Genomic DNA, 23,667 nt, shown 5'->3' on the forward strand with positions numbered 1-23,667 from the left:
CTTTAAGCAAAAACAGTAGTAAGATGACAAATCATAAATAAGTCGCCACCTTACTACCACCTTTTCTACATTTCGATTAAATGACCACCATCAAAGAAATATAAATATTTTTCCTTTAGTGGCCTGCGAATAATGTCTTCAATTGCCTTTGTATATAAATCAATTTGGATGCGATATCTTTCCTTTAATACTGGCTCTGCCTCAGCAATACCGCCTGGAAAACGCCCTTCAATTGAATCTGTTTTATAATCAATCAAGACTAAGCCAGCTTCATCTTCAAAGAGACAGTCAATTACCCCTTGGACAATAATTGATTCTTCTTTAATGTCCTTATATAAAGTACTTGCATTAAGAGCATAACTGAATGGTACTTCTCGGGATACTTTATCTGCATGAAGCATACGGCTTCCTATTGGAGTCGCAAAAAATTTAGCAATTTGCTGTGGATTGATTGCACCCGCCATGTCAGATGTTAATATTTCCTTTAATATAAGCTCCTGTACTTTTGACATAATTGTATTTGCTGTTACAGCTTCATTTAGGGGAATATGCTGCATTACTGTATGCATAGCTGTACCTCTTTCTGCAGCTGATATTGATTTACTTCTCATAAAGCTTGGCCGCTCATATAAAACAGCTTGTGGCTTTTTCACTAATTGTAAATCACTATATTCATCCCGAACTTCCTTCTGTCTTTTTAATTCTGTTACGGATTGCTTTGAGCGATTCTTTGTAGCTGCTAGATGTGGATATGTCCAATTTAATTTTTCATGAACCTTGTCTACCTCATTACTTTCAATAGGCACTTGCTCTCCACGTGATATCGCCGTTAAAAGCTCTGCATTTAATTGTTGTTCCTTACTAAACGATTCTAGAAGGTTTTCACCTTTCACAAATTCAATCGTCCATTTTGATGAATGCTTTGATATCTCTTCATTCATACACGTATGACCATCATTTAATAAAACACAGTCCTGATGGCGAACTAACGCAGGACCAATCCAATCGAGATATGACTTCGCCTTTGCCCGTTCAAAATCCGGTAATAACCATTCATTATGAGAAATATAATTTTGCCAGTTGGCTATTGTTTTTTCAGCATCCTTTAACGTTCCAAGTAAAATCAGCTTCTCTTTCGCTCTTGTTAACGCTACATATAATACTCGCATTTCTTCAGCAAGCAATTCCATTCTCATTTTCTTTTTTAATGCGATATATGGTAACGTAGGATAGCTGATTCTGATTTTTGGATTAATTAATTTTGTTCCAAACCCTAACTCTTTATCTAGTAAATATTTTTTGTTCAAATCCATCATATTAAATTGCTTTGACAGCCCTGCAACAAAGACTACCGGAAATTCTAATCCTTTACTGCTATGGATCGTCATTAAGCGCACAACATCTTCCTGTTCTCCAAGCGCTCTAGCTGCTCCAAGATCATCCCCTCGTTCTTGCATTCTTTCTATGAAGCGTAAAAAGCGGAATAACCCCCTAAAGGAAGTTGCTTCATATTGCCGAGCTCGATCATATAATGCTCTGAGGTTTGCTTGTCTTTGTTTCCCACCTGGCATTCCACCAACAAAATCAAAAAACTTCGTATCCCGGTAAAGTTGCCAGATTAGGTCTGATACTGAGCCTTGTCGTGCCTGATTTCTCCATTGCTGTAAAAGTTCAATAAAAGTCCTCAGCTTTATGGATAAAGATTGCTCAACCAATGATTCATTTGCAATACATGCTTTAAGCGCATCATAATAAGTTCCCTTTTTATCAAACGTACGAATAATTGCAAGTTCATTTTCATCCAAGCCAACTATCGGAGAACGCAGCACAGATGCTAATGGTATATCTTGAAATGGATTATCTATTACTTTTAGAAGTGATACCATAATTGACACTTCCGTTGCCTCAAAATATCCATTTGATAGATTTGCATATACAGGGATTCCAGCTTGTTTAAATTCCTCCATTATTTGCGGTGCCCAAGGCATGGAACGGAGAAGAATAACAATATCTCGGTACGTAATTGGACGCGTTCCGTCGATACCTCGATCATAAATTGGAAACTGTTCATCAATAAGTGATTTGATTTTCTTTGCCATTAGCCTTGCCTCAAGCTGTACGGTTTCCAACTCTTGTTCGTCAAAGCCACTTGCATCCTCATCCTGCTGAGACTCTTCATCCTGATTAATCGGTTCAATGAGTAGCAGTTCTGCATTCATCTTTTCCCCTTCAGGATAAGAAGCACCAAGCTTTAATTCAGCATCTTCGTCATATACAATTTCTCCAACACGCTCACCCATAATTTGTTTAAATATAAAATTCGTTGCATCTAATACTTCTGCTCTACTTCTGAAGTTTTTCGATAAATCAATTCTCATTCCTGTATTGTTCGCGTCTTTTGTAAAACGTTTATATTTACTTAAGAACAGAAAAGGCTCAGCCAAACGAAAACGATAAATAGATTGCTTAACATCCCCAACCATAAACAGGTTTCCTGATGCTTCTTCATCCTTTGTAACGAACTTTAATATCGATTCTTGAACGAGGTTCGTGTCTTGATATTCATCGACCAATACTTCAGTAAATTGTTGTTTATAAAATCGTGCCGCTTCACTTGGTTCATCACCAGTTCCTTGAAGTATTTGTAAACAATAATGCTCCAAATCGGCAAAATCAACAATTCCTTTCTCCTTTTTTACTGCTTCGTAACGCTCAGCAAATTCCATCACAAGCGAGACAAGCTTTTTCATAACAGGAGCTAATTGTTCAAAGTCTTGCAAATAAGAAGAAAGGCTTCGGGAAAACATTTCGTCACGCAATTGTTCGATTTTCTTTTTCGCAGCACTTCTTAAAGCAGTCACTTGCTCTGTTAATGCTTTATCATATTGATCTCCCCTGACCGGTTTTGCCCTCGACAAGCTAAATGATTTTATTCGCTCTGCTAAACCTTCCCACGAGTTTTTCACAGCAAGTAAAGCATCGACTTGTTTTAAGTCATCATCTAAATTTTCTGCTCGAGGTGCTGGTCCAGCTGGTCGTTTTGTTATTTCCATCGCTTGCTCTAGCTGGTCCTTTGCTCCATATAAGGCGAGCTCGATATCTTGTAAGAGATAACGAATAAATGGCAGTGTAGAAATGTCTGTATCTCCGACATCATACATTGAAGCTAGCTGTTCTAGCCAAAGATTTGGTGTTGGATGTGACCTTGAAAAAAGATAAAGCACGCGAATAATCGACTGGAGTTCTACATCATTCCGATCCGCTGTGTAGCGGTCAATAAGGTCGAAAAATGGCTCATTATCTTCACGGCTATATTCCTCTTCAAATAATTCATCAAGCACCTCATCTATTAAAAGCTGACCTTCTGTTTCATCTGCAATTCGAAAGCTAGGATCAATATTAATCAAATAATAGTATTTCCTTACAACGTTTAAACAGAATGAATGCAATGTTGAAATCGATGCTTTATTCAATAATGTTAACTGTCTGCGCAAATGTAGAGAGGATGGATTATCCTTTAACGCTTTTTCTAACGCCTCTCCAATTCTACTTCTCATCTCAGCTGCCGAAGCATTTGTAAAGGTCACAACAAGTAATGAATCAACATCGACAGGATTTTCCTTTGAAAGGATTTTCTTTATAATTCTTTCAACTAATACTGCTGTTTTTCCAGAACCAGCAGCTGCTGCTACTAAAATGTCCTGTCCACTCGAGACAATTGCCTGCCATTGATCATCTGTCCATTGGCTATTGCTTGGTTTTTGAATTCCATTACTCACTTAGCCCTACCTCCTCTCTCATTTTTCTTAATACTTCCTCATTTTTTTCACTTTTTAAAATTCGATAATTGTTTTCCTCTAACGATTCATCAAATTGACATACAGACTTAAACTGACAATACGTACATGGTAATTTGTCCTTTAATTTATATGGTTGAATATCAATTACACCGTCGGTTATGCTTGTTCCGATTTTTTCGAACGTCGTGCGGACATGGTTTGTTAATAGTTCAAATTCATCCTTACTAGCAATTGCTGAATTTGCATAAAACCCTCCAGTCTTTTTCAGACCTGCAGCAACAATATTTGAAGTCACGCCCTCTGTTAATGAATCGTCCATTAATCGAACAGATTCCTCATCTCCAAGAAGCAAGCCCTTCATTTTAAACTTTTTAAAGATTTCCTCATCAAGTTTATCCTCTGAAAGCAAAGTATTTGCTTGGATAATCGGATCATGGACGTGAAAATAGAGGACACCTGCTGGAGTTGCCTCGACTCCTAGCCAACGCTTTGAATTTGAAATAATAACATCTAAATAAGTAAGCATTTGTAAGGCTAATCCATAATAAACCTCAGATAGCTGTATATTTTTTTCACTTGATTTATAATCAACAATTCGTAATAAAACTCCATTCGAGCCTGTCGCTTTATCAACCCGATCAATTCTTCCGGCTACCTCCATCGTACAGCCGTTTGGTAAAGTAAAACGAATTGGCGGAAGCTCTCCCCCCTTACCAAATCCAAGCTCCAAGCCGACCGGTGCAAACCCACTATGCTTCGCGTGTTCACTTAATATACTAGACGCACGAGATAGGATTTTTTGCAGCTTTCGTTTTATATAATGAAAGCGATTTGAGCTTAATAAAATTTCCCTTTGCAATCTAGGTGCAAGCTTCTCCACTGCATCGTTTGATAAGCGGTCACATTGTTCCTTTGTTAACCCCTTCCAGTCAAGATTTAATTGCTGGATTTTATCAGAGATTAGCTTAAGGGCTGAGTGAAATAATTGGCCAATATCTGGTGCTTCAAGCTTAAATAATTGCCTTTCTCTTAGCTTTAGGCCATGTGACGCAAAGTGGGAGAATGGGCAGCTATTAAATTGTTCCATTCTTGATACACTACCTTGAATATGCTCTCCGTACAACTCACGGCTAACAGAGGTTTCAAGTTGCTTTGGAGCATTTTGATAGGTCAAACTACTAAGCACTTTTTTCGTTATTTGTTGATTTTTTGAATCAATAAAATAATTATAAGCATCCCACCAGATCGATTCGATTGGATAGCCACGTTTCCATAACTGTAATTGCGATGTAACATATGACAGTGTCACATTCTCATTGACAATAAAGGACAGCTGTTCACCAAGTGATAGCTGATCAGGTTCATTAACAAGTCGTTGCTTTTCTATATCCGGAAACATTTCCTCAGTCCGTTTAATAATGATTGAAGGAAGAAGTGCTTTCCCTTCTTCATCTGCCATTGGATAAGATAAATAAAGTTTTTCTGATGGACTTACTAAACCCATATAAATAATAAAGTTTTCATCTAATAGATGCTGTCTAGCTGTAGGTGCGAGAGTAATCCCTTGAAAATGTAACGATTCACGATCATCCTCAGTTAAAATTCCTTCTTCCTTCGGTCTTGCTGGAAGGACCCCATCGTTTGCCCCGATGATAAACGTGCATTTCACATGGAAAAACCTCGATTGCTCCATGTCGGCAATTAAGACTTGATCCATTGCTGGAGGCACTAAGGAAAACTTCATCGACTCCATACCTGTATCAAGAATATTAGCAAAAAGTGATAGTGAAACATGCTCATCGGCTAGTAGTTCAACAAATTCATCTAATAACTGAATAACGGCCTGCCATACTTGATCATGCTCCCTTGCCTCTAATAGCTGCCCCTTTGCTTCTGCTTCTTGACGAAGTAGCTCAATTTTCTCAGGGATTTGTAGCTCCTCTAAATATAAGTAAAGCGATTCAGCCAAGTCTCGACCTGTTTTACTTCGTTTTAGCCGCTTTTGTAGCGTATGGATTGGCTTTGCCACAATTTCTTTTAAGGAGTTTATTTTTTCCTCCATTAACTTCTCTTCGTCTGTTATGACATAATCGTCTTCTAATGAATAAAAACGACGGTATCTCCATCGTTCATCCTTTGTCCATTTCGTCCCTTGAATCCCATGTGATAGCACATAGTTTTCAAGTAAATCCATTTCCTCACGCATCTCGCGCTTATTAGCTTCAAGCGGATAGAGCAATTCAGTCTTTACTGCACGGAATACCGCCTCATAGCGCCAATGGCCGTTTACAATTTCCATTGTTGAACGAATGAATTCGACAAGAGGATGATTAAGCATTGAACGTTTTAGGTCTATAAAAAAAGGAATGTTGTAATCACGAAATACTTGCTCAATTAGATCACGATAATCATTTGAATTTCTCAGCATTAACGCGATATCTCGATATCGATATTCACCGCTTCTCGTTAAGGAATGAATTTGTCGAGCAATTCCTTCAATTTCAGAACGACGATTTGCGGCTTGTAAGATTGTTATACTTGTTTCTCCTTCAAATACAGACGTTGCTCTTGCATCATAATATGTTTCTAAATGCTGTAATGAAGGATTTTTCGCAAAGCGATGCTGCTCATGTAAAATAAGTGGGTTTTCTACCTCTACACCTTCATCTTTTGCAAGCTGGAGAAGTTTATTGTACGTTTTCCCAGTCATTTGAAATAAATGCAATTCATGTGGCAGAAATTCTTCATAAGGCTTATCGATTGTTAAGGAGATTTTAACGTTATTCGTATATTTCATTAAGGCAACGACAACCTCTAATTCCTGAGGTGTAAAACTATGAAATCCATCTATATAGATATCAGCTGTTTTTATATAGTTTGATTCTTGAATTTTTTCAGTTAGCAAACGTAAATAATCTTCAGAATCGACATACTTATTACTAAGCTGGATTTCTAGCTGTTTATATAACAAAGCCATATCATGCAGCTTATCAATTAGCGATTGCTTGTCCACTTCAGTATTCGCTTTTGCAATATAGTCCTCAAGCTCTTGTGGTGAAAAACAATAGCGTTTAAATTCTGTTAACATTGCTTCAAGTTGCTGAATAAAGCCATTTTTATCGCTAGCTTTTGCAAACACTTTAAATTCCTGCTTATATTGCTCAACAAGCTTTCTTAGCATCATCTGAATTCCCGTGCTTGAAAGATGATGTCTTGTTATACCACCTGTTTCCTGCAGCACTCGCCATGCTAGTCGACTAAAGCTAAATGTCTGTGCTCTTATCATTCCAGCTACATCTTGTGAGTGAATCAACTCATATTCTGCTCCAAATGTCATTTGATCTGGAACAAGATAAATAATCGGATTCCCCATTGGATCTTCCATTAATCTATTTTTTATTTCATTCACAATCGTAGTTGTTTTTCCGCTCCCTGATCGACCTAGAATAAATTGAATACTCATGTTTATTCCTCGCTAACGTTTATATTTATCTAGTCAAAGTAAAATGCCAGTTTCATACACTTTTTCTTTCACATCATCCTTCTATTTTACTTTACTTTTTATGCAAATTCCATTTATCCACAAGTTCCTACTTTTGTATGTTTCAATATGTCTTAGAAATTCATAACCTATTTCTTCTAGGCTACCGCTTAAACCCTGTAATGCAGCAATACACAAATTGTATGGCATTCACTTTTTATTCTAAACTAGAACTTTATATAAAAGAGAAAGAGGCTGACAAATGCCAGCCTCTTTTCAATTACTCTCTTTCTAAAAATAAAGCAAAGCCCATCCCACCTCCAACACATAAAGAAGCTAGACCCTTATTTGCTTGTTCACGTTCCATTTCATACAATAAACTTACGACTATTCGTGAGCCTGTGCAACCAATCGGATGCCCTAAGCTAATCCCGCTCCCATTTTTATTAACCTTATCCCTATTTAGTTTTAACTCTTTTTCTACAGCTAAATATTGTGCAGCGAATGCTTCATTTATTTCTAATATATCAATTTCATCAAGTGTCCATTTTAATGAATGTAGCCCCTTTTGAATGGCTGGCACTGGCCCAATTCCCATCAACTTTGGATCAACACCAACAACCGTATGATGTGATATTTTTGCCAATATAGGTAACCCTCGTTTTATAGCTTCATCCTTCGACATGAGTAAAAGTGCTGCTGCTCCATCGTTCAGTGATGAAGAGTTTCCTGCCGTTACGGTGCCATTTTCTCTAAAAATGGTCGGCAATGCTGCTAGCTTTTCTGATTTAATCTCCTTTGGTCCCTCGTCCCTAGAAATAATCATTTCATTCTTCCCTTTTTTCGTTTTTATTGGAACGATTTCTTGAGTAAATTTCCCAGATTTAATTGCCGCCAGTGCTCGGCTATGACTTAACTTTGCCAACTCGTCCTGTTCATCTCTAGATATACTAAACTGTTCAGCTACATTTTCAGCCGTTTCCCCCATCATAATTTGATGAATTGGGTCTTTTAATATTTCCCATACACTATCAGTTACCTCCCCATGCTGTAACCTTGAGCCCCAACGATGCTGCTTAAGAAGATATGGACTTGAACTCATAACCTCTACTCCACCTGTAATTACAATATCTGCATACCCTAATTGGATTTGCATTGCACCAGAAATTATCGCTTGCAATCCTGATGCACATTGACGTTGAATGGTGTAGCCAGTAGTTTCATATGGAAAGCCCGCTAAAAGAGCAGAAGTACGTGCAATATTTGGTTCATCTGTTCTTTGAATACATTGTCCTAAAATAATCTCATTTACTTCTGTTATTTCTAGACGACCTCTTTCAACGATTTCCTCTAATACCGGAACTATCATTTGTGAAGGTAACAAGTCCTTGAAAGCGCCACCAAAACTACCGATTGGAGTTCTTACTGCAGCCGTTATTACTACCTCGCGCATCTTCATCCCCCTTACTATTGATGTATTTCCCATTACATTCCTTTCATTTTATTATATTACCTTCTCCTTTAGAATTTTTGTCAATCTATAAAAAAAGCGCCTCCTTTTAGGTATTACCTTTAAGGTAGCGCTATTTCTTATCTCCTACTTTTCCAATGATATTATCTATATGAACCAATCCGAAATGACGACTGTCTCTGCTTTGCAGCCGATTATCTCCAATTACAAAAAAGTATCCCTCTGGTATCCTCGTTTTATCAATTACCTCTTCAAGAGTGAAATTACCCGTTGATTTTGATAGATTTGATGATTTATGTGATAAAAAAGGTTCTTCCATTGCCTCTCCATTCACATAAAGCATATCATCTTTATAATGAATCTCATCACCTGGTAATCCAATGATTCTCTTCACATAGGTCTCATTACTTTCCGGTAATTGAAAAAGTATGACATCAAATCGTTTTAGTGAATGAAAAAACAAACTGAGACGATTTACTGAAAGTAATTTGCCTTCCTCATACGTCGGCTGCATTGAAACTCCCTCAACCTTGTATTCAACAAATATTAGGTTTTTAATAAAAATAGCCGATAAACAAATAATAATAAGAGTAGTAAAAGCTATTTTTCTCTTTTTCTTCATTATTGGCCTCCTAAAAAGGTTATTGCTTTTTATCTTTACTTACTACCTAATTGTTCAATCGTTTCTCAACCTTTTTCCCAATTAGCCATAACAGAAAAATGACAATTGCTACTACGACGCCTCTTAAAGGCTGTGCAATTAGCGCATGTAAATCCTGACCAATGAAGCTTACAATAAAAACCATCACAAACTTACCTGAAAGAACAGCTAATGTAAATTGCCAGATGCTGATTTTTGATAGACCCGCAACTACATTTATCGCTGCGGAAGGTGTAAAGGGAAAACATAAAATTAAAAATAATGGACTAAAACCTCTACGTTCCACCCAGGCCAATAATTTTTGAAATGTCTTTCTTTGTTTGAGACGTTGAATAAATTTAAATTTATTAAGCTTTCTCATCAATATAAATACTATGATAGCACCTGTACAAGCTCCAATCCAAGATAAAAGAAAACCAAACCATAGCCCAAACGAATTTACATTAGCTACGATAAAGACTATAAGTGGTAAAAAAGGTAAAAACGCTTCTAATAAGGGTAGTAAAATAGCAAAAAACGGTCCAAATGAACGATAAGTTTCAAATAAATTCATTAAATTCTCAGCTGTAAAATAATCCGGTAATATTTGCGAGTTCATATTTTCTCCTTCAAATAATCGTTCCATAATCTATTCTACACATTCACAGCAGAAACTTAAAGTTTATAAGCCTTTTCTATAGAATGTCTTCTATAAATTTCGTCATAATCTGGGCTAAAATAATCCAGATATTACTTATTGCAGCAAACGAAAATACTACTTGAACATTTAATTCGATATGTGTATGATAATATCGAACACATGTTCTGTTATGTAAGGAGGCAATTGTATGACAAGAATTCCAAATGACGTTCGTGATTTAATCGAACAATCGATCTATTTGCCGATGGCTATTTCCATTTTCAACAGAGACTTAACTGTTATTGAAAAAAGTCCTTTTAAATTAAATCGACCATATTTAACTCTCGTTGAAGAGGCATTAAAATTAGCGCAAAAGGATTTAGCGATTGTTAAACAGCACCTACGTCAGCAAAAAATAAAGGTACAAGAGGTTGAACGTGATGAGGCCTTTACCCTTTATTCATTTTTGTACAATGGCTATGAAGAAAAGCATAACTATTTTAATCCAAGAATTCGAAATAAGGTCACTGAAATAATGGAAGATTACTTATTTAAACCAAAAAAATGATTATCCCATAAAATATTTTAACTCTAATAAAATAGGCTTAAAATTACTTATTCCGTACCATAATAGCCTAAATGACAGCAAAATAATCTCCTTTGCGTAAAAAGCAATATCTCCAAGCAAATTGGCAAAAATACACGATTTGCATTCTTATTCTTTTTGCGCAATTTATATTTTTCTTTCCTCAATTTAAAAGACATCTTTCTTTCTCCTAATGAATCATTACTTTCCTCAGATTTTATCATTTGCTATACATACAGCAAATGATTTTCATGTATATTTCCTTGCAACTAACAAACGATATGAAAAGAACTGAACTTCACTTTGTATACGTTATTATACCTGTTTTTTGTTCAAGCAAATCTTCATCACTGACAGATTGTTTTAATTATGCTAGTATAGGCAAGTATCTTTTACATCATTTATTATAGGAGGAAACACATATGAAGCAAAAATTAGTTATTTTAATTACCATTCTAAGCATTTTTCTACTAAGTGCTTGTGGCACACAAAACGATAATGATGGAGATAAAGCGTCAGAAAATAAAGAGACAGCAAATCTTTATGAGCAAATTAAAGAAAAAGGTGAAATTACAATAGGTACTGAAGGAACGTATGCACCTTTTACATATCATGATGAAAATGATAAACTAACTGGTTTTGATATTGAAATAGCTAGAGAAGTATTTAAGCGTCTTGATATCGAACCTAAGTTTATTGAAGCAAAATGGGATGGTATGATCGCTGGTTTAGATGCAAAGCGTTATGACATGGTTGCAAATGAAGTAGCTATTCGTCCAGATCGATTAGAAAAATATGATATGTCAGACCCATACATTGTTTCAAAGGCTGTCCTTGTTGTTCATGAGGATAATGATGAAATTAAAAGCCTAGAAGACTTAAAAGGGAAAAAGGTTGGACAATCATTAGATAGCAATTACCGGAAAATTGCTGAGGATCATGGTGCAACAAATACTGTTGTTGAAGGCTTTAACCAAGCAATCGATCTCCTTGTCTCAGGACGTATTGATGGCACGATTAACGATAGCCTGTCATACTTGGATCTAAAAAAGCAACGCCCTGATCTACCTGTAAAAACTGTTTATGAAGAGGAAAATGCAACAAGCAATGGCTTCTTATTCCGTAAAGGCAGTGACGAACTAGTAGAAGCTGTTAACGGAGCTTTGGCAGACATGAAAGAAGATGGAACATATTTAAAAATCTCTGAAAAATGGTTCGGAACTGATGTTTCCAAGTAAAGGAATGATTGAAGATGTTTGCAGATGAACGTTCAGAACGTATTATAGGAATCCTTAGTGATTCCTTTTTTCCACTTTTAAAGGCGGGATTAGCTTTTACAATCCCACTTACGATTATTGTATTTATTTTAGGTCTTATCTTAGCATTTTTTACAGCTTTAGCCCGACTTTCTAGCTTTAAACCACTTGTTGCACTTGCGAAATTTTACGTATGGATTTTCAGAGGTACACCACTACTCGTTCAATTATTTATTTTATTTTACGGACTTCCAAGTCTAGGAGTAACGCTAGACCCATTTACTGCTGCAGTAATTGGCTTTACTTTAAACAAAGGAGCGTATAGCTCAGAGATTATCCGTGCAGCGATTCTTTCGATTCAAAAAGGTCAATGGGAGGCTGCTTACTCTCTCGGTATGACAAAAGCACAAGCAATGAGAAGAGTAATTCTTCCGCAAGCAGTTCGGGTAAGTATACCTCCATTAGGAAACTCCTTTATAAGCCTAGTTAAAGATACGTCATTAGCTGCAACAATAACAGTTACAGAAATGTTCCAAAAAGGTCAACAAATTGCAGCTGTTACGTATGAACCGTTATGGATTTATATTGAAGTCGCCGTCATCTATTTACTATTTAGTACGATCCTTTCATTTGCACAGGCAAAGCTAGAGCATCGATACGACCGAACAGTTGCGAAATAATGGAGGTATCGGTATATGATTAATATAAAAAACTTGCATAAAAAGTTTAATGACTTAGAAGTGTTAAAAGGAATTGATTTAACGGTTGATAAAGGAAAAACCGCCGTCATTATCGGACCTTCTGGCTCTGGTAAAACAACGCTGTTACGCTGTTTAAATCTTCTCGAAATACCTGACAGAGGTACGATTTCCTTAGGAGAAAACTCTATTGAATTTCAGGAGAAAAAGAAATTATCTTCAAGTGAAATTATATCGTTTCGAAAACAAACAGGTATGGTTTTTCAAAATTATAACCTCTTCCCTCATTATACAGCGTTGGAAAATGTGATGGAGGGCCAAGTGACAGTATTGAAAAAAACAAAGGCTGAAGCTCGTACAATAGCACACCGTCTTCTTGATAAGGTTGGGCTTAAGGATAAGGCAGATATGTATCCACACCAATTATCAGGAGGTCAACAGCAGCGTGTAGGGATTGCACGAGCGATGGCAATGGGTCCAAATGTTTTATTATTCGACGAGCCAACTTCTGCACTAGATCCTGAACTAGTAGGTGAGGTTCTAAAGGTAATGAAGGAGCTTTCAGAGGAAGGGATGACAATGGTTGTTGTCACTCATGAAATGCAATTTGCTCGTGATGTTGCAGACGAAGTTATCTTCATGGACAATGGTGTTGTTGTTGAAAGAGGAACACCGGATAACGTCTTTAATAAAACAGAAAATCAGCGTACATTGCAGTTTTTAAATAAAGTTGGTGCAAGATAGTATAATTACGGGGCTGTTCAAAGCAAACATCATCCTCAAATATGACAGCCCCATATTCTTTTTAACATACCTTTAATCAATTAAGAATACCGCTGAATTTCTCTAATAATCTGTTCATATAATTGACTAAACTTACTTTCTCCTTTTGGCATTAAAAGCATTTCCATTTTCCTTTGCTCATTCTCAATTCTAGAGGAAATAATTGTTCTTAGCTGTGCTGTCCGGTAAAATTGGTTTTCAAACGAACCAATTGACATATTTACTGTCAACTCTTCTCCGTTTGTAAATGTGACAATTGTTGCATTATTTGCTGTTTTGGAGTGTTTTTTCACATAAGAATGTGAAAGCCAAATACATTGTGGTCTTGTTGAAGAAGTCGTGGGGAAAAAATAAATAGCATTTGCAGGGTCAATAACAATTGGCGGCTTATGGGTAACCCCCATTAAATCCCTAGTGCCTTCCTTCCTACCATGATAACTGCTTCCAAAATAGCGGCAGCTCTGCTCGATTACATCTATTGGTCGCTGCTCAACGTGTAATAAATCATTCAGCTCATAGATGACAGAGCTCATTCTATCCTCACTTGGTAGAATCGCCATCGTAAAACGATTAATAATATAATCTTCTACGTTCTTCTTTAGCCTACTCACTTATTTACACCTCACTAGAAAATTTTAGGTAAATTATCCCACATCAAATTTAGTATATTATACCTATTTAATTCTATAAATTTACAAAAAATCAATAAAAAAATGACTTAATTTACATTTCTGTAAAAAAGTCATTTTTCTTCTTCTTCTAATTCAATATTGGTTTCATCCTGATCACTATGCACGACAACATTCATTAACGGATTTAACGGTGTCGAGCGTAATTCAAGCTCTTTTTCTTCCATTTTTATCACTTCCTATTGAATTAAGATACCCACATGCTTATATATCATACTTACAAAAATATTCCTAATTAATTTTAAAAGATTTTAAATATTCCGTTGATTTTTATCCCTAAATTCCATACAATATAAAAAAGGCATCAGGGGTGATATTCATGAAAAATAAAAAGTCATCTTACACTGAGATCATGAAGTCCCGCAATACAATGAAAAACGTTCCATCCGAGCATCCTGTACTAGACATGTATATTCAAATGGTTTTAGACGAGGCGTTGTTTATCAGGAAAAAATCTTTGCTAGAAGAACGTATTAATGATGCACTTGACACAAAAAACAAACAATTATTTATGACATTATCAAAAGAATACAAAGCTTTATGTGAGCTAGGATAGGGACTGCCGATTGGCGGTCTTTATTTTGTTTTCTGCAAAAAATAGGGAATTTCGAAAATTAAAGACTCAGACACTCTTTACCTCAAATTTTGACTTATCTCCGGTGGAACCTAAGTGCTAAAGACAGCTGCAGCACGCCATATTCCCAGTTTAAAATTTATAAGCAAAGAAAAGGATCAGTTATTTAGAACTGATTCTTTTCTTACATTTATACAGGTTATTTGACACTTTCCTTATGCTCCTCTAAATAAACAATCCGTTCTAACATTGTCGGATGTGTATAACGAAAAATTTTAACCAATGCTGGTGGATTCACTTGACTTAATCCGGCTCTTGATAATTCCTGGAACGAACTGATGGCTGCTTCATGATTGTTTGTCATTTCAATTGCATACATATCGGCAGATTTTTCCTGATATCTGGCAACTGCATTTGATATTGGGCTTGAAGCAAAAATTAAGACTCCTAATAGCAATAGAAATAACGGAAATGCTGTTAACTCCTTTATCGAACTAATTTTTAATAATGATCCTGCGCGTTTTATAATAAGCCTCATTAATACATTGATAGCATATAAACCAACTAAGCTTAATAATAAGTAGCCTACAATTCCAATATAGATATGTTTCATAACATAATGACCCATTTCATGAGCCATAATAAATAGAATTTCATCCTCGTCCAATCGATTTAATGTTGTATCCCAAAGAACAATTCTCGAATTTGCCCCAATACCTGTGACATACGCATTAAGCGCATTTGTCTTTTCTGACATGTTCACTTCATATACATGATTAGCGGGAATATTCGCCTCATCAGCAAGAGCTAATATTTTTTCCTCTAGCTCTTTATTTTTTAATGGATAGAAATCATTATATAACGGATCGATAATGACAGGCTGAACAAACATTAAAAAGAAGGAAAATGGAATCGATAAAAGCCAGGCATAAAGCCACCATCTTTTTTCAAATCGTCTTATTAGCCAATATAAGACAATGACGATTATCGTCATTAATAAGTAATTAACCCAAAAATCGATTATCTCATCCTTCATCCATGCTGAGAAAGTTTGTGTAGTAATTTGATAGGATTTAGATATTTGATAGCTTATCCAATTTACAGGAAACGAAACGACCGTAACAAATAATGATAGCCAAAAGAAATAAATAGCTGATTGTAAGCTAAAAAATTTCGATGTTGCCTCAGACCATTGTTGCATCTTTCTTGAAAAGCCTGTAATAAGACAAATAAAAAGAAGGAACCATTCAAATGGGATTGTCACAAAATAGAGAAAGTTTCTAATTGTTGAATACTCCTGGGAAAGAAGCAATTCTCTTCCAGACATAAATGTTGAAGGGTCTGCTGACGTTCCTTCATATGGTGCAGGAACACCAGACCCAGAGAAAAAAAACAAATACCAATATACGAGTAATCCATATAAAAAATAAAAGAATATTGAGCGAGTTATCCATTTTCTCAAGTAGTTATCCCCCTTAAACAAGCTCTTATTTCTAGTGTAGTTACAAGCTCGTTTAATTAGAACTCAAATCATAGCTATTTTGATGTGTCACTTTATGTAAATAACAGGCTATATAAAACAAGTGTACCTATTGAACCCATTACAACGATAATAACATTAGCCCCCATAAAGGCAATAAGTATTGCAGCAATTGCACCGATTACACCAAATAGCGGATCTTCGCTAATAAGAAAAATTCCTGGAACGATTAAAGCACCTAATGTTGCATAAGGGACATTCTTTAATACATTTTGGACAAATATCGGCAACTTTATATTACTTAATACAACAAGCGGAATCATTCGTGGTATGTATGTGACGAGTCCCATCCCTATTATCATGAACAATACGGTTTTATCCATTCTCCAAATCCTCCTTATTTTTTAGTCTTGTATCGATCCATTCGATCACAAGTGCTGAAATCAAAGTAGAAATGACGATTGACCATCCTGTTGAAATCATCTGTGTCGCATAGCAGATTGAATTTACAATTGCTGCAAGTGTCGCTAAATAAAGAACCTTCCGATGCTTTTTCAATGGTGGGATTAATAAGCCGATAAACATTGCATAAAGTGCAATTCCCATACTTTCTTGGACAGTAGTTGGCAAGCTAGCACCAAGTACAAATCCAATTCCTGAATTTATCCCCCAGCTTGCATATGATATAAACATAAGCCCACATAAATACGCTGTGCTTACCGTCCCTTCCTTCATCGAAGCTACCGAAAAAGTTTCATCCGTTAAACCAAACGAATAGACGGCTTTTTTCCAAAGTGCATCTTCCTCAACCTTTTCACTTAAGGAAGCAGACATAAGAAAATGGCGAATATTGACGATAAACGTTGTAAAAATAATTTCGATCACACCAGTTCCTGCAGCTATTAAACTTAAAGAAATATATTGAGAAGCACCTGCATAAACAAGTAAACTCATTAAGAGCGTTTCAGATAATTGTAAACCAGTTGATTTAGCGAGAAGTCCGAACGTTAACGCAACTGGTAGATACCCAATAGCAATGCTCGCTCCTCCCTGTATTCCTTGAAGGAAGCTAGTATGCCCCTTTTCTATCGTTGTTGTTGCCAATTCGAGTACCTCCTTTATTTTCATAGTGTTCCTACTTTAATTTACAAAGTAATCTCTTACGGATAATAGATTAATAAATAACAACTAGTTATTTCATTCGTATTGTTTGCATATGTATGAAGTTGATTTGCTTGAAACTTCATTGAATCTCCTTTTAATAAGGTGTAGCTAGTACCATTTATCGTGAGTGTTGCCTCTCCATCACATATTAATAAATATTCCTCAACGTTGCCATAATGGCCATCAGATGTATGGATACAATGTGGCATTAATTCCATGTAATAGATTTCAAACCGTTTAGCACTATCATAAGGAAAATACGGAAACACTCGATATAAATCATCACCCTCAGTCAATGCGACTTTTTCCTGTAAGCGAACAACAGAAACAGAAGGTGCCTTTTCCTCCACTAATGATGAAAAAGAAACTTGCAGTCCGTTAGCAATTTTCCATAATGTATTCACTGTAGGACTCGTTTCTCCCTTTTCAATTTGAGACAGCATCCCTTTGCTAACACCTGTTACATTTGCTAGCTGGTCATAACTATACCCTCTTAGCTTACGAATCGCTTTTAAGTTCTCAGCAATTTGCTTATGTATTGATTGCATAATGACTCCTTTAATGTTAAATTGTATAATATTTTATACATATGTATATTTTATCATACAACTGCTTTTTCCATAGAAAAAAGTGCTAGTCAATTACCGATATGTTTCGATAAGAGACTAGCACCTTTTAAATTAATAAAGCTTTATCTGATAACGAACTATCAGATTTAATTTTCGCAAATTCCTCCAGTAAAGAGTTAACAGTAAGATTTTGCTTTTGTTTCCCTTCTGCTTCGAAAACAATATTTCCTTTATCCATCATAATTATCCGATTTCCTAAGTCAACAGCCTGTTGCATATTATGAGTAATCATAAGGGTAGTTAGTTTACCATTTTCAACAAGCTTTTTCGTTAACCTTGTGATTAATTCTGCACGAGATGGATCAAGTGCAGCTGTATGTTCATCTAATAATAAAATATCTGGCTTAGTAAAAGTTGCCATCAGCAGTGACAAAGCTTGACGTTCACCACCTGATAAAAGTCCAACCTTTGCTGTTAGACGATTCTCCAGATTTAGTCCTAGAAGCTCTAATTGCTCCTTAAAGAACGCACGTCTTTTTGTGGTAACTCCCGGTTTTAATGTACGCTTATGAACCCGAGAGTAGGCAAGGGCAAGATTCTCCTCGATAGATAGCGTCGGCGCAGTTCCAGCCATCGGATCCTGAAAAACACGGCCAATGTATTGCGAACGTTTATATTCCTTCACATCATTCATCAGCTTAGATTTTATAAGAACTTCCCCTTCATCAGGAATAATCCGTCCAGCTATAACATTAAGTAATGTTGATTTCCCCGCACCATTGCTGCCTATAACTGTTACGAAGTCGCCTTCCTTTAGCGATAAGGATAAACTGTCTAACGCAATTTTCTCATCAACAGATCCTTCATTAAACACTTTATAAATTTGCTTTAGTTGTAGCAATGCCTCCACCCCGCTTTCTACGTAGGCTCTTCTTCCGCTTTTCTTTTTGCTTATCGATAATTTGCGGTATGATTAAGGCTCCAATAACTATACATGCAGTAATTAACTTCATATCACCAGTTTCGAAAAAGTTAAATCTTAATGCCATTGCAACAATTAAACGGTAAATGATTGCACCAATAATAACGGCTAAAGTCGCGCGTACAATTGATTTAGTCCCAACAATTGCTTCCCCAATAATAACGGAAGCCAAACCGATAACAATCATCCCAATTCCCATACCGACATCACTGAACCCATTGTATTGAGCAATAAATGCACCTGAAAATGCAACAAGTCCATTTGATAGACCAAGACCGAGAATTTTCAGCATATCTGTGTTAGCAGAAAAGCTCGTAATCATGTTTTCATTATCACCAACTGCTCTAATAGCAAGTCCAAGCTCTGTCTTTAGGAATTTATCTAATAAAAACTTAATAATAACAATTAATACTAGCATCGCAATTAAAATTGACCATGTTTTTGGAATGAAGCCATCAAGACCAATCGATAAAAATAATCGCTCTAATCCAGCATCAATCCCAAGCTTATTCCAAAAATCTTGTAGCTGCGTAAAAACCGTTTCCTCTGTTAAAAGTGGTACATTTGATTTTCCCATAATTCTCAGGTTAATCGAATAAAGAGCAATCATCATTAATATTCCTGATAATAATGGATTTATATTTCCCTTTGTATGAAGAATTCCCGTCATACAACCTGCTAAAAAGCCAATAATCAGTGCAACTAGAGTAGCAAGGAAAGGGTTAGTGCCATTAACTATTAAAATTGCACTAACCGCTGCCCCAGTAACAAAGCTTCCATCCACTGTTAAATCTGGAAAGTCTAATATTCGAAATGACAGGTATACACCTAAAGCCATAATCGCATAGATTAAGCCTGACTCAAAAGAGCCGAATATAGCTGTAAACATAGCTTCTCACCTTTATTCAATAATTTCTGCTTCTTCTTTCCATTCATCTTTAATTTCAATTCCCATATCCTCTGCTGCTTTTGCATTAATTTGTAATTTTAACTTTTTCGGATATTGAACAGGAACTTCTTCAACCTTTTTCTCGCCAGTAAGGATATCTGCTGCCATTTCACCAGCTTCATAGCCAATATCATAGTAGTCAAATCCGTATGCAGCAAAACCGCCACGTTTAACAGAGTCTAATTCTCCAACAAACAATGGAATGTCTTCATCACTAGCAACCGCAATAACTGTTTCTAAAGCAGAGACGACTGTATTATCCGTAATGATATAAATAGAATCTACTTTTCCGACTAAAGATTCTGTTGCTTGCTTTACTTCATTAGTATTTGAAACAGTTGCTTCAACAATTTCTAAATCCGTACCTTCCATTGCTTTCTTTACTAGGTCAACCTGAGCAACAGAGTTTTGTTCACCAGCATTGTATACCATCCCAACCTTATTGCCTTCAATATTATCAGCAATAAATTTCACTGTATTTGGAATTGCATCTGGATGTGTATCTGTTGTCCCAGTAATGTTCGCACCTGGATCTTCAAAGCTTTTTACAAGACTTGCACCAATCGGATCTGTTACTGATGTAAACACAATCGGAATATCCTTCGTTGCATTTAATGCACTTTGTGCACTAGGTGTTGCATTTGCAAAAATTAAATCAACGCCGTCCCCAACTAAATTCGTTGCAATCGTTTGGCTATTCGTTTGGTCAGCTTGAGCATTTTGAATATCATAATCAACATCTAAGCCTTTATCTTTCAACGCTGCTTGAAATCCTTTTGTTGCTTCATCGAGAGAAGGATGTTCAACATATTGGCTAATCCCAACTTTATATGTTTTTCCTCCTTCAGACCCTTCATTGCTACTACCAGACGTGCTTTCGCCGCTCCCACATCCAGCTAAAGCTATGAAACTAGCTAAAAGAACACTTGCTCCTATCTTCCAATTTTTTATCATATAATAATCCCCCTTTTATTTTTCCCTGTAACGCTTTTATGCTTTTATTGATTAAATTATACAGAAATATAAAAATAGTTCAATATTTTTTGAATATTTTCATAATAAAATCACGATATTCTTTGGGAGATTATCTATCAAACATAGTAAAAAACACAGGTAATGGAAAATCCTACCTGTGTTTTGAAAATGAAAATATATACTCTACTACGATACTTTCTATACTATTCTTATAAAACTTGTGTTTTTAGTGCTCTTCGCAATATTTTCCCTGTAGCGTTTTTAGGTAATTCTTCTAAAAATTCTATTGAGCTCGGTATCTTATATTTTGCTAAATGTTCTTTACAATACTCAAGTAGTATTTCTTCGGTTATGTCATTGTTTTTCACTACAACAAAACATTTAACAGCTTCGCCAACATCTGGATCTGGCACACCAAGAACAGCCACTTCAACAACATCCTCATGATTATAAAGCACTTCTTCTACCTCACGTGGATAAACATTATAGCCACCGACAATAATTGTATCCTTCTTTCGGTCAACAATGTAAAAATAACCGTCCTCATCCTGTTTTGCCAAATCTCCAGTATAGAGCCAACCATTACGAATCGTATGCATCGTATCATCAGGTAGTTTATAATATCCCTTCATTACATTTGGTCCGCGTACAATAAGCTCACCAACATGATGAGGTGGAAGCTCTTCACCAAGCTCATTAACAATTTTATTCTCTACATTTACAATGCTTGTCCCGATAGACCCTGGTTTTCTAGGGCGATCAAGTGGATTAAAGCATGTAACAGGAGATGCTTCTGACAACCCATACCCTTCTGAAATGATAACTTTAAATTTCTGCTCAAAGCCTTTTAGTAAAGCTACAGGCATAGAGGCACCACCTGAAATACATAGTCTTAATGTTTTTAAGTCTTCTGGATTTCCATTTTCATATTGCAGCAAAAAGTTATACATTGTTGGAACTCCAGCAAACACTGTTGCTCGATATGTTTTGACAAGCTGAAATATATCAGACGGACTAAACTTCGGTACAATAAGTAAAGTAGCACCATTCATTAATGGAGCATTCAAAGAAACGGTCAGACAAAACACGTGAAACATTGGCAATGTTGTCACAACAACATCTTCCTTTGACATTTTCAAGTATGTCGCGGTATCAAATGCATTGCTGTATAGGTTTTTATGTGTAAGCATTGCCCCTTTTGGTTTTCCTGTTGTTCCTGAAGTATAGAGAATAACGGCTGTGTCATCCTCATCTAAATTCGGACCGAGAAAATGGGGAGTTCCAATTGCTAAAACACTTGTAAACGTTCTCATTTTACCGTTACCAGATTGCTGTTGCTTATCCTTTTTCCCCTGTGGTGATTCACAAATAATAATATGCTCTAATTTTTCAAGCTGTCCTTCAATTTTTTCAATAATTGGAATAATTAAGTCTAGGGCAACTACTACTTTTACATCTCCATTGCTTAATAAATAAACGATTTCGCTTGGAGTATAAATAGGATTAATCGGAATAATGGTCGCTCCTGCACGCATCGCTCCATACAAGGAAATGATAAAATATGGTGAATTACCGAGTAATAGAGCAACATGATCCCCCTTTTGAATACCCATTGCCTGTAAGCCTGATGCAAATCGATTTACTGCCTCGTCAAGCTGCTCATATGTTGTTTCTTCCCCTTCAAAGATAAAAGCCGGCTTGTCTCCATACTTTTCCACTGCTTGTGTTAAACGATCCGATAAATTCATGTTCCCACCCCTTATAATGAATGAATAGTCATTCATGTTTTATATGAAACAATCCACCTCTTTATTATATTTAATGTTTATGATAAAGACAATTATCTGGAAAGGATCTCACACAAAACATTCATAATAAAAACGGGCAATTCCCTTAAAAATGCCCGCTTCCTTCCACCTTCTATTAATAAATCAAATTTATGAAATCACTTTTCTCAATTTGCCCAAAATACTTTTTGATGTCAATATTTTCTAAAGCCTTCTCAAGTCCTTCTTTTTCATAACGAGTACCGATTAACAAAGCTTCGATTTCCTCTACATCTCCTACGCCAAAGAAATCTCCATATATTTTACAATTTTCAATAACGCCCTTTTGTACCTCTAAGCGGACATCAATTTGGCCAACAGGAAAACGATGTGAATGTTGGTAATTGAATTTTGGCGATTTCCCATAGTTCCAATCCCAATTTTGATATCGTTTTTTTGATATTTCATGAATCTTATTCCAATCCTCTTCTGTTAAATCATAGGTTGGAATTTCTTCAATTTCACCAAAAATATGATGGAGTAATAGTTCTCTAAACTGCTGGATCGTAATTTTTTCGTTTAAATATTCACTGATATTTGCAACACGGCTACGAATCGATTTAATTCCTTTTGATTCAATTTTATCCTTTTTCACTTTCAAAGCAGAAACAACACTGTCTATTTCTGAATTAAATAATAATGTACCGTGGGAAAACATTCTACCTCTTGTTGAAAATTGTGCATTTCCTGATATTTTTCGGCCATCTTCAGCAATAAGATCATTTCTTCCACTCATTTCCGCCTTTACACCGAGCTTATGCAATGCTTGAACAACTGGTTCTGTGAATTTTTTAAAGTTGTGAAAGCTTTCTCCATCATCTTTTGTGATAAAGCTGAAGTTCAAATTACCTTCATCATGGTAGACAGCCCCACCACCTGAAAGTCTTCTAACAACATGGATATTGTTTTCTTCAACATATGCAGTGTTAATTTCCTCTATTGTATTTTGGTTTTTCCCGATAATAATTGATGGTTCATTTATGTAAAACAATAAATAAGTTTCATTTGGATCAAGATGTCTTAACGCATATTCCTCGATCGCTAAATTAATTTGTGGATCCGTAATTCCTTTATTATCAATAAAAAGCATTTATATCCCTCCGT

At 35.9% G+C, this 23,667-nt stretch carries 21 protein-coding genes; 5 read left to right on the forward strand and 16 right to left on the reverse strand.

From position 1 onward, the window contains the following. Positions 1-65: 65 nt before the first annotated feature. The 5 genes from addA to ACTJJ9_RS05430 form a co-directional block, all read right to left on the reverse strand. Positions 66-3,779, reverse strand: a complete 3,714-nt coding sequence (gene addA, locus ACTJJ9_RS05410; RefSeq protein WP_145581439.1) for a helicase-exonuclease AddAB subunit AddA — start codon at positions 3,777-3,779, stop codon at positions 66-68. After that, positions 3,772-7,263 (reverse strand): helicase-exonuclease AddAB subunit AddB, encoded by a 3,492-nt coding sequence (gene addB / locus ACTJJ9_RS05415; RefSeq protein WP_145581440.1) that lies wholly within the window; start codon positions 7,261-7,263, stop codon positions 3,772-3,774. Before addB ends, addA begins: the two co-directional genes overlap by 8 nt. Positions 7,264-7,561: 298 nt before the next feature. Continuing rightward, entirely contained in the window at positions 7,562-8,734 is a 1,173-nt protein-coding gene (locus ACTJJ9_RS05420) for a thiolase family protein (RefSeq protein ID WP_145581441.1), read from the reverse strand. Between the two features lie 130 nt (positions 8,735-8,864). Then, entirely contained in the window at positions 8,865-9,374 is a 510-nt protein-coding gene (lepB, locus tag ACTJJ9_RS05425; protein WP_145581442.1) for a signal peptidase I, read from the reverse strand. A 46-nt stretch (positions 9,375-9,420) separates the two neighbouring features. Further along, entirely contained in the window at positions 9,421-10,038 is a 618-nt protein-coding gene (locus ACTJJ9_RS05430; RefSeq protein ID WP_255451836.1) for a TVP38/TMEM64 family protein, read from the reverse strand. Between the two features lie 202 nt (positions 10,039-10,240). Between ACTJJ9_RS05430 and ACTJJ9_RS05435 the strand changes: the two genes are divergently transcribed. Then, positions 10,241-10,600 carry a hypothetical protein gene (locus ACTJJ9_RS05435; RefSeq protein ID WP_145581443.1) on the forward strand — a complete coding sequence of 120 codons (360 nt, stop codon included), beginning with the start codon at positions 10,241-10,243 and terminating at the stop codon, positions 10,598-10,600. A 47-nt stretch (positions 10,601-10,647) separates the two neighbouring features. Here ACTJJ9_RS05435 and ACTJJ9_RS05440 read toward each other — a convergent pair whose 3' ends face one another. Next, positions 10,648-10,797, reverse strand: a complete 150-nt coding sequence (locus ACTJJ9_RS05440; protein ID WP_440768492.1) for a hypothetical protein — start codon at positions 10,795-10,797, stop codon at positions 10,648-10,650. A 243-nt stretch (positions 10,798-11,040) separates the two neighbouring features. Between ACTJJ9_RS05440 and ACTJJ9_RS05445 the strand changes: the two genes are divergently transcribed. From ACTJJ9_RS05445 to ACTJJ9_RS05455, 3 genes are read left to right on the forward strand one after another with little or no spacing between them, the layout of a single operon-like run. Beyond that, a complete protein-coding gene (locus ACTJJ9_RS05445; RefSeq protein WP_095300857.1) occupies positions 11,041-11,856 on the forward strand; it encodes an amino acid ABC transporter substrate-binding protein in 816 nt (271 codons plus the stop codon). 14 nt (positions 11,857-11,870) lie between these two features. Next, the gene (locus ACTJJ9_RS05450) at positions 11,871-12,554 is read left to right on the forward strand and encodes an amino acid ABC transporter permease (RefSeq protein WP_095300858.1); all 684 of its coding nucleotides are present in this window, start codon (positions 11,871-11,873) and stop codon (positions 12,552-12,554) included. A 15-nt stretch (positions 12,555-12,569) separates the two neighbouring features. Beyond that, positions 12,570-13,316, forward strand: coding sequence for an amino acid ABC transporter ATP-binding protein (locus ACTJJ9_RS05455; RefSeq protein WP_145581444.1), 747 nt, complete (start codon positions 12,570-12,572; stop codon positions 13,314-13,316). 80 nt (positions 13,317-13,396) lie between these two features. Here ACTJJ9_RS05455 and ACTJJ9_RS05460 read toward each other — a convergent pair whose 3' ends face one another. Further along, entirely contained in the window at positions 13,397-13,966 is a 570-nt protein-coding gene (locus tag ACTJJ9_RS05460; RefSeq protein WP_255451837.1) for a competence protein ComK, read from the reverse strand. 397 nt (positions 13,967-14,363) lie between these two features. Between ACTJJ9_RS05460 and ACTJJ9_RS05465 the strand changes: the two genes are divergently transcribed. Further along, a complete protein-coding gene (locus tag ACTJJ9_RS05465; protein ID WP_095300860.1) occupies positions 14,364-14,600 on the forward strand; it encodes an IDEAL domain-containing protein in 237 nt (78 codons plus the stop codon). A gap of 217 nt (positions 14,601-14,817) precedes the next feature. Here the strand turns inward: ACTJJ9_RS05465 and ACTJJ9_RS05470 are convergent, their stop codons facing one another. From ACTJJ9_RS05470 to ACTJJ9_RS05510, 9 genes are all read right to left on the reverse strand, one after another. Then, positions 14,818-16,080, reverse strand: coding sequence for a M48 family metallopeptidase (locus ACTJJ9_RS05470; RefSeq protein WP_145581445.1), 1,263 nt, complete (start codon positions 16,078-16,080; stop codon positions 14,818-14,820). 92 nt (positions 16,081-16,172) lie between these two features. Continuing rightward, positions 16,173-16,481, reverse strand: coding sequence for an AzlD domain-containing protein (locus ACTJJ9_RS05475; RefSeq protein ID WP_145581446.1), 309 nt, complete (start codon positions 16,479-16,481; stop codon positions 16,173-16,175). Then, positions 16,474-17,202 (reverse strand): AzlC family ABC transporter permease, encoded by a 729-nt coding sequence (locus tag ACTJJ9_RS05480; RefSeq protein WP_255451838.1) that lies wholly within the window; start codon positions 17,200-17,202, stop codon positions 16,474-16,476. Before ACTJJ9_RS05480 ends, ACTJJ9_RS05475 begins: the two co-directional genes overlap by 8 nt. A 56-nt stretch (positions 17,203-17,258) precedes the next feature. Then, positions 17,259-17,810 carry a helix-turn-helix transcriptional regulator gene (locus tag ACTJJ9_RS05485; protein WP_145581448.1) on the reverse strand — a complete coding sequence of 184 codons (552 nt, stop codon included), beginning with the start codon at positions 17,808-17,810 and terminating at the stop codon, positions 17,259-17,261. A gap of 127 nt (positions 17,811-17,937) precedes the next feature. Further along, entirely contained in the window at positions 17,938-18,732 is a 795-nt protein-coding gene (locus ACTJJ9_RS05490; protein WP_145581449.1) for an ABC transporter ATP-binding protein, read from the reverse strand. Next, positions 18,707-19,702: an ABC transporter permease gene (locus ACTJJ9_RS05495; protein WP_095300866.1), complete on the reverse strand. Its 996-nt coding sequence runs from the start codon at positions 19,700-19,702 to the stop codon at positions 18,707-18,709. Before ACTJJ9_RS05495 ends, ACTJJ9_RS05490 begins: the two co-directional genes overlap by 26 nt. A 12-nt stretch (positions 19,703-19,714) precedes the next feature. Next, positions 19,715-20,716 carry an ABC transporter substrate-binding protein gene (locus tag ACTJJ9_RS05500; protein ID WP_095300867.1) on the reverse strand — a complete coding sequence of 334 codons (1,002 nt, stop codon included), beginning with the start codon at positions 20,714-20,716 and terminating at the stop codon, positions 19,715-19,717. 230 nt (positions 20,717-20,946) lie between these two features. Next, the gene (locus tag ACTJJ9_RS05505; RefSeq protein WP_145581450.1) at positions 20,947-22,485 is read right to left on the reverse strand and encodes a fatty acid--CoA ligase family protein; all 1,539 of its coding nucleotides are present in this window, start codon (positions 22,483-22,485) and stop codon (positions 20,947-20,949) included. A 175-nt stretch (positions 22,486-22,660) separates the two neighbouring features. Continuing rightward, positions 22,661-23,653, reverse strand: a complete 993-nt coding sequence (locus ACTJJ9_RS05510; RefSeq protein ID WP_145581451.1) for a lipoate--protein ligase — start codon at positions 23,651-23,653, stop codon at positions 22,661-22,663. Between the last annotated feature and the right edge of the window lie 14 nt (positions 23,654-23,667).

Source organism: Metabacillus sp. 22489 (assembly GCF_052044855.1).
Classification (GTDB): domain Bacteria; phylum Bacillota; class Bacilli; order Bacillales; family Bacillaceae; genus Metabacillus; species Metabacillus niabensis.